This is a genomic window from Vibrio sp. 1F279, from assembly GCF_041439815.1.
GTDB lineage: Bacteria > Pseudomonadota > Gammaproteobacteria > Enterobacterales > Vibrionaceae > Vibrio > Vibrio tasmaniensis_A.
Genome location: NZ_JBGOOU010000033.1, coordinates 34,826 through 48,239, shown reverse-complemented (window position 1 = coordinate 48,239; position 13,414 = coordinate 34,826). Strand labels below are relative to the sequence as shown.

Annotated in this window: 13 protein-coding genes; 2 read left to right on the top strand and 11 right to left on the bottom strand. The window is 44.1% G+C overall.

The window, feature by feature from the left end; all coding sequences use genetic code 11:
- Position 1: 1 nt before the first annotated feature.
- Positions 2-568, top strand: a complete 567-nt coding sequence (locus ACED60_RS20095; RefSeq protein ID WP_012604112.1) for a DUF1415 domain-containing protein — start codon at positions 2-4, stop codon at positions 566-568.
- Between the two features lie 38 nt (positions 569-606).
- On the opposite strand, the gene ACED60_RS20090 is transcribed toward ACED60_RS20095, so the two are convergent.
- Positions 607-1,677 carry a diguanylate cyclase gene (locus tag ACED60_RS20090; protein ID WP_371728311.1) on the bottom strand — a complete coding sequence of 357 codons (1,071 nt, stop codon included), beginning with the start codon at positions 1,675-1,677 and terminating at the stop codon, positions 607-609.
- Between the two features lie 213 nt (positions 1,678-1,890).
- Between ACED60_RS20090 and ACED60_RS20085 the strand changes: the two genes are divergently transcribed.
- Entirely contained in the window at positions 1,891-2,466 is a 576-nt protein-coding gene (locus ACED60_RS20085) for a nucleoside triphosphate pyrophosphohydrolase family protein (RefSeq protein WP_017059167.1), read from the top strand.
- A 138-nt stretch (positions 2,467-2,604) separates the two neighbouring features.
- On the opposite strand, the gene ACED60_RS20080 is transcribed toward ACED60_RS20085, so the two are convergent.
- The 10 genes from ACED60_RS20080 to ACED60_RS20035 all read right to left on the bottom strand — a co-directional run bounded on the left by ACED60_RS20080 (position 2,605) and on the right by ACED60_RS20035 (position 13,281).
- Positions 2,605-3,093: a GNAT family N-acetyltransferase gene (locus tag ACED60_RS20080; protein WP_017068284.1), complete on the bottom strand. Its 489-nt coding sequence runs from the start codon at positions 3,091-3,093 to the stop codon at positions 2,605-2,607.
- 281 nt (positions 3,094-3,374) lie between these two features.
- The gene (gene cydX, locus ACED60_RS20075; RefSeq protein ID WP_004734907.1) at positions 3,375-3,476 is read right to left on the bottom strand and encodes a cytochrome bd-I oxidase subunit CydX; all 102 of its coding nucleotides are present in this window, start codon (positions 3,474-3,476) and stop codon (positions 3,375-3,377) included.
- A 10-nt stretch (positions 3,477-3,486) separates the two neighbouring features.
- A complete protein-coding gene (gene cydB, locus ACED60_RS20070; RefSeq protein WP_371728310.1) occupies positions 3,487-4,623 on the bottom strand; it encodes a cytochrome d ubiquinol oxidase subunit II in 1,137 nt (378 codons plus the stop codon).
- A 12-nt stretch (positions 4,624-4,635) separates the two neighbouring features.
- Entirely contained in the window at positions 4,636-6,222 is a 1,587-nt protein-coding gene (locus ACED60_RS20065) for a cytochrome ubiquinol oxidase subunit I (RefSeq protein ID WP_371728309.1), read from the bottom strand.
- Positions 6,223-6,397: 175 nt separating this feature from the next.
- Positions 6,398-7,816, bottom strand: coding sequence for a PLP-dependent aminotransferase family protein (locus tag ACED60_RS20060; RefSeq protein WP_371728308.1), 1,419 nt, complete (start codon positions 7,814-7,816; stop codon positions 6,398-6,400).
- Positions 7,817-8,020: 204 nt separating this feature from the next.
- Positions 8,021-9,475, bottom strand: a complete 1,455-nt coding sequence (locus ACED60_RS20055; protein WP_371728318.1) for a lytic polysaccharide monooxygenase — start codon at positions 9,473-9,475, stop codon at positions 8,021-8,023.
- A 511-nt stretch (positions 9,476-9,986) separates the two neighbouring features.
- Positions 9,987-10,346, bottom strand: a complete 360-nt coding sequence (locus ACED60_RS20050; protein WP_017096953.1) for a DUF6559 family protein — start codon at positions 10,344-10,346, stop codon at positions 9,987-9,989.
- A 29-nt stretch (positions 10,347-10,375) separates the two neighbouring features.
- Positions 10,376-11,137, bottom strand: coding sequence for a vitamin B12 ABC transporter ATP-binding protein BtuD (gene btuD / locus ACED60_RS20045; protein ID WP_371728307.1), 762 nt, complete (start codon positions 11,135-11,137; stop codon positions 10,376-10,378).
- Positions 11,124-12,119, bottom strand: a complete 996-nt coding sequence (btuC, locus tag ACED60_RS20040; protein WP_371728306.1) for a vitamin B12 ABC transporter permease BtuC — start codon at positions 12,117-12,119, stop codon at positions 11,124-11,126. The genes btuD and btuC overlap by 14 nt, the downstream gene beginning before the upstream one ends.
- Before the next feature lie 133 nt (positions 12,120-12,252).
- Positions 12,253-13,281 (bottom strand): succinylglutamate desuccinylase, encoded by a 1,029-nt coding sequence (locus ACED60_RS20035; RefSeq protein ID WP_012604124.1) that lies wholly within the window; start codon positions 13,279-13,281, stop codon positions 12,253-12,255.
- Between the last annotated feature and the right edge of the window lie 133 nt (positions 13,282-13,414).

Here is a 13,414-nt window from a genome sequence, read left to right as displayed (position 1 = left end):
TATGTCGAACACTCAAAGCTCAGATCTTCAAACCATCCATGACCAAGTAAAACAGTGGTTAGACGATGTCGTTATTGGCCTAAACCTGTGTCCATTTGCAGCTAAGCCACAACGTAATAAACAGATTAAGATCTTTGTGAGTGAAGCGAAAACGGAAGAAGCGTTACTAGAAGACATCATGACGCACTTTGTAGAATTAGATAACACGCCAGTCGCAGAATTAGAGACGACGTTGGTGGTTGTGCCTAACATGCTGCAAGATTTCTTCGACTACAACATGTTCATTGATTGGATTGAAGCGCTGATTAAGCAGGAAGACTGGGAAGGCGTTTATCAAGTAGCGACGTTCCACCCAGACTATTGCTTTGGTGGTGCGGATCCAGAAGACGATGAAAATCTTACTAACCGCTCTCCGTATCCGGTTTACCATTTGATTCGTGAAGCGAGTATGGAAAAAGTGTTGAAGCACTACCCCAACCCTGAAACGATTCCTGATACCAACATCGCGAGAGTTGAATCTTTAACACCCGAAGAGCGTCGTAAGTTGTTCCCTTATCTATTCAGTTAAGAACTAACCTTTGAGCTTTAAGAGCTGACAGCTTCAACTTACGAGTCTGAGTGTTCTTGATGATATGGGCGAGATATAAACTGATCTCGTCCATTTTGTTTAGCAATGTACAGGCATTCATCGGCAACTTTGATTAGCGAGTCTAATGCCGACATTCTCTCCCCTTTGCTATCTCCAGTGCTCAACTCAAAATGACACGCACCAATTGATATGGTGATAGGCTTACTATCTAGTGTGATTTTCTTCATTTCTTGTAAAAGAGTCATGAACTTATCTTCAACACCACTTGGTGTACTATTTGGATACCAAAGAATGAACTCTTCACCACCAAAGCGAGCTACAAACTCTCCATCTTGAATATTATTGCGCAGAACGTTTGCCACTTTCTTTAAAACAACGTCACCCATTTGGTGACCGTAAGTGTCATTAACGACCTTAAAGAAATCGATGTCTACGACGGCTAGTGTCCCTTTACCTAGAGAGCCTTTTAACTGCTCCACTTCTGCATTCAACGTTTTGAACAAGCAACGTCTATTTGGCAAATGGGTCAGAGGATCGTACATAGCTTGGTACTCTAACTTCTCATTCAGCTCTTTGAGTTTTCGTTCTTGCTGTCTTCTAACCAGTTCCACTTCGATCCATGAGGCCATTAATCGCATAACGTCGATATCGAACTCTTTAAACTCGCGATGATAGGGAGCTGGGCTTGAAAAGTTTAAGGTGCCATAAAGCTCATCATTAACGAAAATCGGGATACCAATATAAGACTCTAAACCAAAAGACTGGTAAGCGGGATGCGTCGCATACTTATCGTGTTTGCCACAATGCTCTATACAGATAGGACCAATCGATTTACAGGTAATTTCACAATAGGTTGAACGATAATCGAAGATATCGCCACTATTGAGATCAACCCCTTCAGGTGTGACAGAGTGTTCAACTAAGTAAGTATTACCCTCGACTTTAGATAAAATACCGATATCAAGGTTGAAGCGTTCAAGCCCCATGATAAGCAGCTGAGCGATCTGAATATCGAAGCCCTTCCGGTAATCATTGGTGATTTGATACAAGCGACGTATAACAATTTCGCTTTCACTGGCTTGGTTCATAAATGGGGTCCCACTGCTGCCGAAGTTAATGGCAACATCAACATTTGGTATATTAAGAAGAGTAAAGTGTAAAAAAACATAATAATCAATTAGTTTGTATGCAAAATACCTCATTGGTCCAATGAATAAAAGTCGACTTCTTCGACTTTGCGTTAGCACCCTATTCCTAGCTTTGGTAAAATAATCCATTAACGAAACAGAATGGATAGGAAAATGAACCTTTCTCAACTAAGCCAAGAAATCTACGATCACCTTTACCGCGACATTGAAGAGTTCCGCAGTACTTTTGATCTGCCTGTTGCTGCTCCTGAAACAATGGACGAAAAAGGCGATACGCTACATACCTCTCTAGCGATCGAAGAACTAACAGAACTTGCAGAAGCTGACTCAAAAATCGAACAAGCGGACGCTATTGTAGACAGCGTTTATGTTTTGATGGGACGTCTGGTTCACCTTGGCCAAGCTAAGGTTGAAGACAACCTAGCAATCAGCTACCTGATCGACCTGCTATTGAATGTTTCTAAAAACCGCTCAATCGACTTTCTGCCTTGCTGGGACGAAGTACACTCAAGCAACATGAGTAAAGTATGTCGCAACGAAACTGAATACGCTGAAACAGAAGCTTTTTATGCTGAGCAGAACATCAAGCTGATGGCGGTTCAAAAAGGCGAATACATCATCGCTAAGTGTGCGGAAGATTTCGTATCTGAAGGCAAGACAGTTCGCCAAGGTAAAGTACTAAAATCTGTACACTACCGTCCTGCGAACCTTGAGCCACTAACGGCTTAACTAAGTTTACGACTGAACTAAGGTTATGGCTGTAGCTCTTTAAAGCACCAGCGCACCAAAATAGCAAACGCCACGTTTAAATAACGTGGCGTTTTATTATCTGTCCGTAAATTCTAACTGTATGTAGCTAACTAAGTGTTATACCAGTCGCGCCATATGATAAGCCGCCACATATTCGCCGTTTCTGAAAGCGAACCCTGCGGACTCTCCTTCAATCACGAAGCCAAATTTCTTATACAGGCTGATCGCTCTTTCGTTATCGGTATACACCGTTAACTCCATTCGCTTGATGTTAATCCAGTTATCACACAAGTCGATCGCGGTCGCGAGCAGCTGACTACCCACACCTTTGCCTAGCACATCGTCTTTAACACCCATACCAAATGAAGCCACATGTCGTCTTCTTGGATTCACGCACACTTCCATTCCCAAGTTGCCAACAATCTCATCGTCGATCATCGCGACATACGAGTACACGTTGTCAGGCATATTAGAGATTCGTTTTTGCCAGCTTTCCAGAGATGGATTTGGGAGTTGCAGCGTACCGGTATAAGCATTAGTGCATTCGTAAACTTCTTTTATTCCCTTTGCATCTGACGGTTCAGACCGTCTCACTATAATACTCATCGCAACTCCTACTATTTTCATCGCTAAATATGAAACACATCCTCAATGTGCACCTAGACACACTATCAAATACTAAATATTTAACAATAGGTTAGATAAAATTGTTTTGATTAAATCTTATATAGAGTTGAGATATAGGTGTACTTAAAAGAATGCAGCTCACTCGATTTAAGTCTTACCATCTTGTACCACGAAGGAAGAACCAAATCTTACGCTTTAGGAAGGCTCATAAAAAAGACCAGAGCATCATGCTTCTGGTCTTTTTATGAATCAAACGTCAATCAGAACTCAGTTTCTGAGTCACTTTTCTCTAGGCTGATGACATTCAAAACTGCAAATGCAGAGGCTAGGAATAAGCCTAATATCCAAACAAAATACCACATGAGAAACTCCTTAATACAGTGAATTGCCGTTGCGTTCGACATACTCGTTATCGAGTCGTCCAAACATCGTGCGATAACTAAAAGCGGTGTAACAAAGGATGATTGGCACCATCACAAATGCTACGCCTGTCATGATGTTCAAGGTCAGTTCGCTTGATGTCGAGTCCCAAAGGGTTAAGCTATGACTTGGATTAACACTCGACGGGATAATGAACGGGAACATCGAGAAACCCGCCGTTAAGATGATGCAAGCGTTAGTCAGGCTTGAACTAATAAAAGCAATCGCATCCCATTTCAACCTTGCGCCAATCAAAGCCAGCAATGGAATGGTCACGCTGCCGATCGGTGCAAACCACATCCAAGGGTACGTATCGAAGTTGGTTAACCAAGCGCCTGTTTGTGTGATGACTTCTTTGTTCAAAGGATTCGAAGCCGAGCTATGAACCATCGCACTGACTACCAGATAACCATCAATGTGGCTTATTGTTAAACCACCTAGCACCATGAGACTCACCACAAGTATCGCACTCACCTGAGCAACCAATCTTACCTTGTTGTATAGCGCATCTGTCGTTTTCATCATCAGCCAAGCACTGCCTTGCAACAACGCCATCAATAAACCAACGAAGCCACACAACAGAGCAAACGGATTAAGCAAATCAACAAACGATCCGTGGTACTCAACCATGAGTAAACTATTGAGCGAGAATGGAAGCCCTTGCATCAAGTTGCCAAACGCGACACCAAATAAAATCGGCGGAAAAAAGCCTGAAAACGAAATCGCTAAATCACACACTTTTCGCCATTGGTCGTTATCTATCTTGGCTCGGTACTCAAGTGCAAGAGGACGCAGCCACAATGAGATAAGAGCCAAGTACATCGCAACATATAAGCTTGAAAACGATGTCGCATACACTAACGGCCAAGCCGCAAACAAAGCGCCACCTGCGGTAATTAACCACACCTGGTTGCCGTCCCAATGGGGTGCAATGGAGTTAATCATCACTCGTCTTTCAGAGTTGGTTTTACCGATAAACGGTAACAACGCTCCTACTCCCATATCAAAGCCATCGGTGATCATAAAACCAATCAGCAACACACCGATTAGCACCCACCAAATTAAACGCAATGTGTCATATTCGAACATGAGTCAGTCACCTTATTGTTGAACTTGTTGTGCCAATTTGGCTTCAAGTGATGTTGTTGTTTGTTCATAGTGATAACGCCCCGTTTTCAAACTGCTTGGGCCTTTTTTAGCGACGGTAATCATCAAGTAACTTTCAACAATGATGAAGACCGTATAGAGGCCAATAATTAGCGCGAGAGACGTAAGTAAATTTCCAACGGTTTGCGAAGAAGCCGCGACCGCAACAGGGAGAATTTCACCGACCGCCCATGGCTGACGACCATACTCCGCAACAAACCAACCTGCTTCGATTGCCACCCAAGGCAACGGAATTGACCAAAGTGCCGCCTTCAATAACCAAGGCTTTTGCGTAATGTTTTTACGGTAGGTTTGCAGGAAGGCCGCACCAAAGACAAACAACATAATGAAGCCACAACCCACCATGATTCTGAATGACCAGAACAGAGGCCACACAGTTGGGATTGAATCATCGGCTGCTTGTTGGATTTGTTGTTCAGTCGCGTCAGTCACTGTATCGGTGTAACGCTTAAGTAATAAGCCATAGCCGAGATCGTGCTTGGTTTGATCGAAAGCTTGCTCTGTCTCATGTGAGGTATCGCCAGATCGCAAACGCTCTAGCAATTCATAAGCAATAATACCGTTTCGAATACGCACTAAATGTTGGTCACGCAAGTCATGAAGCCCTGTCACTTGCTCGTCCAAAGATCGCGTTGCAATAATCCCCATCACATAGGGAATTTTCACAGCAAAGTCGGTTTTGCCTTCTTCTTGATTTGGTAATCCAAACAAAGTAAACGCCGCAGGTGCCGGTTCGGTGTGCCATTCAGCTTCAATCGCCGCAAGTTTCACTTTTTGGACGTCACCCAGTTCATAACCAGATTCATCGCCAAGTACGATTACGGAGATAATCGATGCGATACCAAAAGATGCCGCTACAGCGAAAGAACGCTTGGCAAAGGCAATATCTCGACCTTTCAGCAAGTAGTATGAACTCACGCCAAGGATAAACATCGCACCGCAGGTATAAGCTGAAGCGACTGTGTGTAAGAACTTAACCTGAGCAACTGGGTTGAGCACCACTTCGGCGAAGCTAGTCATTTCCATACGCATGGTTTGGTAATTAAACTCCGATCCAATCGGATTTTGCATCCAACCGTTAGCAACCAGAATCCATAACGCAGAGAAGCTAGAGCCCAACGCCACCAACCAAGTCACGACAAGGTGTTGGCGTTTGGACAGCCTTTCCCAACCGAAGAAGAACAGTCCAACAAAGGTGGATTCTAGGAAGAATGCAACAAGGGCTTCGATCGCAAGAGGAGCACCAAAGATGTCACCGACATAGTGAGAATAATAAGACCAGTTGGTGCCGAACTGGAACTCCATGGTTAATCCGGTCGTGACACCTAAGGCGAAGTTAATACCAAAAAGTTTGCCCCAAAAGCGAGTCATGTCCTGATAGATTTGCTTACCGGTAAGCACATAGATCGACTCCATGATCGCCAATAAGCAAGACATACCAATAGTTAACGGGACAAAGAGAAAGTGAAACATAGCGGTTAGCGCAAACTGTAAACGCGACAATTCAACTACATCAAACATTTAAGCTCCAAACATCATAATGATGGATTTCATATTAAGAATTGGAGCGTATTTCAGCACAGTTTGAACAAACCAAACTAGAACAGATTGAATGTTAAAAAACAGAACAGGTTGAATTATCCGACGAGTGACAAGCTAGATTTCAAGTAAACATAGTCGAGGATCGACTAACGACTTAGGCTTGTGATTCCATGGTCTGAATCAAACTACCTAGTGTACGAATGGCTTCTGCTATTTTGTCGTCACAAACGTACGAACAATTGAGACGAATATGATGAGAGAACTTTTTGTCGCTGCTGAATATAATTCCCGGCGCAACAGAGATGTTGTGTTCAAGTGCTTGCTCATAAAGCTTCTCAACACAAACAGAATGAGGCAACTCTATCCAAAGGAAGTAACCACCTTGGCTTTTATGCACCATCGCACTTGAAGGTAAGCTAGATTCTAACAATGCAATATGCGCCTTCTTCCTTTCATTCAAAAGCTTGCGAAGTTTTTTAAGATGGTTGTCATAACTATAAAACGTCAGGTAATGAGACAGTCCAAGTTGGATAGGAATACTGCTTGAGAGCGTCGAAAGGTGCTGCAATCTCTGAATCTTTAACGCTTGTTTCCTTGCAACTACCCAACCGATTCGAAAGCCGGGCGACAATGATTTGGAAAACGAACCGCACAGCATGATTTGCTCGCCGGTGTCATAGGCTTTAGCAGGCAATGAGCTTTGGTTGCCGACATGAAGTTCTCGATACACATCGTCTTCGATCATCGGGATCTTATGTTGATTCACCAAATCGGCCAACCGCAGCTTGTTTCCATCACTCATCGAATAACCCACTGGGTTTTGCGATTCTGTCATGAACCAGCACGCTTTGATGTTCATTGAAGCGAAAACCGATTCCAACACATCTAAATCGATACCGGTTTCAGAGTCGGTCGGGATCTCAACAGCGGTAAGATTAAGTCTTTCAATAGTCTGTAACACACCGTAAAACGCAGGGTACTCTATCGCGACTAAGTCACCCGGCTCGGTACAGGATTGCAGGCATAAGTTAAGTGCTTCCATTGCCCCTGACGTGATCACAATATCGTCGGGCAATACATCTAGCCCACCAGCTTGATAGCGCTGAGCGATTTGCCTGCGTAATGTTTCACTGCCCGGTGGCAGATTAGTAAGCATGCTGTTATCGGGCATTTGACGACTGGCATTGGCTAAACTGCGCGACAACGCTTGATGCGGAAACAAGGCAGGGTCTGGAAATGCCGAGCTGAGTGGAATGATACTAGGGTCTTTGGCTCGTTGAAGTACATCGTAAAGCAGGTCGCTGATCTTAACGGGATACGGCTTGATGGCTTTTTGTTGTGCGAGTTCTGAGGTGAACACATTTCTGCGCGGTAACACGAAATAGCCAGATTTAGGCTTCGAGCGCACATAGCCTTGGTCTTCAAGCTGTTGATACGCCTGAAGTACCGTCTCGATACTGAGTTTATAACGTTTACACGCGTCTCTAATCGATGGAATTTTCTCACCACTAAGCCAGATGTTTTGTTCTATCTGATTCTTGATTGTATTGGCGAGTATCTGAGATTTTTTCATCAAAAAGTCTTTTCTATCTAATGTATAAAAGATTACTAAACCGTGGATATTCGAAGCACTCGGACATTCAGGTATAACAAAGCCCTACCCTAAACCCAATTACCTTCACGGTCGACTTGTTTATCTCTCCCACAAGAAAAGACACCACACTCATCAATAGAGTGTGGTGTCTTATTTATTTAGTTACTTAGTTTGACTAGCTGACTAGTTAGCTGGACGCCACACGCCCCATTGATCATTTTCGTAGGTCGCTTTAGGGTTTGTACCACCTTGAATCCACCACTGTGCTTTCCAAGACTGGTTCGAGTACGTTACTACTTCACCGCCTAGGTAAGTCGCTGAAGAGTCCCAAGTGCCATTGTCTGGGTCAGGAGTCGGATCTGGATCCGGCGTTGGATCTGGGTCTGGTGTTACGCCACCGTCATCAGCAATTACTTCAAAAGTGAAGGTTTCAACACTTTCGCTTTCAATCGAGCTAGCCATAAACGATAGAGTTTCGTTTGCAGTGATGCCAGTGGTATCAACTACGATAGAAGCCGTGCCGTTATTTTGAATGCTTACTGAAGAGCCTTGAGTTTGAGTCAATGTCGCCGCTTCGCTTGTTGCAATCACAACTTTGTCGCCAGCATTCACTACGTTGTCACTCTTCACTAGCTCGTAGATGTCGCCTTTCAATGGTTCAACACCACCGTCGCCACCATCAATCAGCGTTAACTGACCAGAAGCACGGCTATCTTTTGAGTTAAAGAAGTTACGTGAAGGATCGTTTTGGAAGTACATGTAGTGCTGCATTTCAGTGTGCCAATCACCAATGAAGATCGCGCCATCTTTAAACTCTTCGTGCCAGCCGTTAATCTCTGAAGCCAACAAGCGAGCCCAATCGTTAACGTTTGAAGCGTCGATAACGACGTCGAAGCTACGCGCGACTTCACCGTACTTGTTGATGATGTCGTACTTAACCGTATCACCAATTTCTGGCGTACCAAACTGGTCAGAAACAAACAGGTCGCCACGGACTAGATCAGGTTGAGGCGTAGGATCTGGTGGTGGAGTTGCTCCCCCCGTGATAGTGATGTCTGAACAGTTGTAGAAACCTTCACCTGCAGCATCGTCACGTTGCCAACGTACGTATAAGATTGCATCGCCAGAGCGGTCTGAAGGAATCGTTACGTTGATACGGTATTTGCCACCACTTACAGGAACATTCCCAACTTCTTGGAGAAGGTCTAAATCTCCCCACGCTAGGCCTTTTCTCAGGTCGGCGTTTGGTTTGGTTAGGTAGAACTCCCAGAATGACGGGTTGTGTGGTGCAGTCGCATTGAATACATATTCAAATGTACCAGTGCTTAACTCGGTGCGAGTCCAACCTGTATGAGGAGCACCCATGCCACGTTTTTGCGAATCATTGGCATAACACAAAGTGCCGTCTGGAATCGCAGCTTTCACAGCATTGATATTGTTGAAATCTTGGATATTTTTCGCATACTCGTTGCGTTGAACGAAAGGATATGACCCTGAAATCTCTTTTGCTTGAGCACACGCCGCATTTGGTGGCGTACCAGACCAAACTCCGCCTTGCTCGTAACACGTGTTCTGACGTGCACTTGGAAATTCAGACCAGCCATGAGCATTTGCCACTGACGGCACACTCGATAGCATAGCCACACTTACTGCTATTTTTAAAATATTATTATTTATAGTTGTCACTTTCCCACTCTCTATTATTTTACCCCATTGCAATCTTGATTGGACATTTACTAATCAAGATTGCAGTTCGAGGGTTTATAGTTTCTGACTTAAAGAACACGGAAAATATATACGTCATAACTATCAATAAAAGTGGGATTTATTTTGAAAGGAATCAGAGTCACACAACTCAAAGAAATGCGTTAGAGATAGATGATATCGCTTCGAATTATCAATTTTTACCAACACAAATTACATATTCCCTAAGAAAATAGCTCACTAGGAAGGTATTTTTTTGTTGAATCAATTCGAGTGGAGCGCTCTCATAAATAATGATATTGAGTGCTTTCTATCATTATTACTTTGTTGAGGCTGTTGCAAAGTCGCTAAGTGACTAAGCTATTAAGCTATTAAGCTATTAAGCTATTAAGCGTATACGTTTATAAATCGCTAAACCACTAAACGTTAGTTTGAAAGAGCTAAACTAATAGCGGCTATGCATACCAAAGCGATTCGACATATCATCGTCCATACGACCGCCCTTCCAACCGCCACCGCCCAACAAATTAAGTACATCACGCGCGTTATATTCCTCACCACCGAAGAAGTCATTAGACACATCATTACGCAGCAGTTGAATGGCTGGAGCAATTTCAGCAGCAAGGTCTTGTGGATCAGCAAACAATGCTAAGGCAACCAGTTGTTGGCGCTTACTCAATTCACATGAACTCGTTTCTACTTGCCCAATAGAGAAAAAGTCACTGCTTCCGTACGCTTTCACCAACTTTGCAGAAAGTGATTTGATTACTTTCTTGATTCGTCGTCGTTGAATATATCTAAACATATAGATTGCCTTGTATTGATGAGCCTAAGTTAACCAAACAATAGGTAAGTTTGATTGTCGACCGAGATGCTTTTTACTTGCGTATTAAATACGGATTCTAGCTGTTCAGGCACAAGCACTTGCTCTGCACTGCCTGATGCTTGTAGTACGCCCTTTTCGAGCAGCAGCAGTACTTGGTCGGCATGCCTCAAGGTTCGGTTCAGGTCGTGGTTAGCCATAATAACCGCAATGCCCTTCTCAGCCACTCGTTCGATAAGCTTATACAGCAACGCTTCTTGAGCAATATCTAACGGCGCTGCAGGTTCGTCGAGGATCAGGAGCTTTGCGTAAGGATTAAGCGTCGGCCAAATTTGCAGGCACATTCCCGCCAAACGAACGCGTTGCCATTCACCGCCAGACAGTGTCTGAATTGAACGATGAAGTTTGTCTGTGATGTCCAACATCTGGCTTATCTCTTCCAAAGCCGTGTTGATTTCAGTATCAAGGCCGTGCGATGAACTTGGCAGTGATAACGCAAGGTATTGGAACACTTCCAAGTTGAAGGCCGGTCTTGCACTTTGACAAAGATAAGCGCGATGCAATGATAAATCTTGTAGTGATAATTCTGACAAGTCTTGACCGTCGAGCTTTATATCACCTTTGTAGCCATCACCGACGCCAGATATCGCTTCTAATAAGGTACTTTTGCCACTGCCATTAGGACCGATGACATGAGTCACCTGCCCTTGCTTGAGCTCAAATGATAATGGTAATAAACGAGCGCCGACGCTCAGGCTCTTAATTTGAATCATGATTTTTAATTAACATCCAAATGAAGATAGGCGCACCGATACTGGTGGTCATCACACCTAAAGGTAATTCTGCAGAATCGAGTAATGTACGCGCGCAAATATCAGCAAACACCAACAACGCAGCGCCAGCAACGGCAGACAAAGGAAGAAGGTATTTGTTATCAGTACCAATCGCTAAACGGAGTAAGTGTGGCACCACCAAACCCACAAAGCTGATCACGCCACCTAACGCTACTGCGCAGCCGACTAAAATAGACACAGCGAAGATTAGACGCCAACGTAATCTCGGAACGTTCACGCCCAGTTGCGCGGCATGCGTTTCGCCAATCATCAGCTTGTCTAGCTTGCTACCTTGTAGACACAGCCAAATAATCACGGGGATCATCACTAACGTGAGCGAGTGTTGATACCAAGTCACGCCACCTAAGCTGCCCATCAGCCAATACATCAACAAGCGTAGGCTTAAGTCATCACTAAAATAGAACGCCCATGTCACCATCGCACCAGAAAGAATACCTAACGCGACACCCACCAGCAGTAATTTAGCCGTGGTGAGTTGCATCGTTTTTACCATGCTCACTAGAATCACGGTAAAACAGAGTGAGCCTAAAACGGCGGCAATCATGAACAGTTCTGGTGTAGGAGCAAACGGTAAGAAGAACAGTACGATAACCATCGCCAAACTTGCGCCACCAGAAATGCCGAGCACACCTGGCTCTGCTAATACGTTACCCAATAAGACTTGTAAGCTTGCGCCAGATACGGCTAACCCTGCCCCGATCGCAATCGCTGCTAATAATCGAGGTAAGCGTAAATCAATCAGTAGTTTTTGTTCTAGCGTGGACAATGTGCCCAGAGGGGAAATGAAAAGATCGCCAACCATTAGGTAAATCGCACTCAGCGCGACAAGCAGTGCTGCCATCAGATAAATGGCTCGGGTCCATTTGCGCTGTTTTTGGTGAAGAAGTTGTTGGAAATCCATATCAAGCTACTTTGAAATTGTTCGCGTAACCTTACCTGTATCCCTAAATAAACTCAAGGCTCACACCGTAATGTGAACCTTGATATTTCAACCAGTTGAGCGGTTGTTTTGGTAGTTCTAGTTCGGCTAGGTATTAATCGTACACAAGCTGACCGTGGTCGAATCGTGTTTCAACTTCGCACACCATTAAGGCCGCTCGTTGACCGATAGCAACGTTGCGATTTGGGAACACTACTGCTTCGTTTTCATTCTTCGCCATCAATGGCTTATCACCATCATGACCAAACACTTCACCGTGCTTGAACGCCGTAAAGTTTTCAACGGCATCAGAGAACATGAAATCAAAATCATCATGCAAACGAACAATGGTTCGGCTTACGCGATAAGTAATGGTTTTCTTTGGCAAATGCTCTGGTTCTATTTCAGCAATCAAATTGCGCATTGCCAAATCGAAAGCCGTTAACTTATCAAGCTGGTTCTCACCAATTCTTGCTACCTGCCCTAGCTCCATTGTCAGTGCTTGGGCTTCAAAGTTTTCAGCGCTGTACCAACTGAAGGTGCTCGTTGGCGCATTGGATAACAACACCGCTTCAACGTGAGCACTGTTAATGAAATCGAACAAGGCTTTACTGCGAACTTCGTGGCGAACCTTAGGGCTTACGGCGAAAGAGTAATGCTTAGACAAACGGATCGCACAGTGCAGATCTAAGTGCCAACGAGTGGCAGGCACCGTTTCCTTGTAAAACTCAGTAACCAAGAACTTAAGGTTCTTCGCGATGTCCACTTCTCGATTACTCTCGTACTGTTTTTCATCAAACAGACGGTTCATATTCACATCAAGAAAACGCGTATGCGCATTGGTCGCTTCTGGGTGAGCAATGATGAACAAACATCTTGCTGTCACGACTTGGAAGCCGGTTTCAATATCCTCAATGAGCTTATCAATCAGCTCCATTGGTGAAGTTTCGTCGCCATGAACACCTGTTGAAAAGATGATGTTCTTGGTCTCAGAATTATACTCTGCGGGAATCACTTCCAATACACCGCGTTGATGAAGCTTAATTTGAACACCGTTACTCAGTACGGTCTGTCCTGCAACCACTTCTTGCTCAAGATCTAGGCTGTCAAAAAGAAATGATTGGCGAAAGAGGGTCTTCGTCATGCGCTACTCCTTAATTGCACGGCCGTATGTTAATAAATTGTACATAGAAATTGTGTTGCTAGGATCGCACTTATCAATAGAAACTCCGTTATCACTCACAAATACTACCCATATATTTTTGTATTACCTGCTG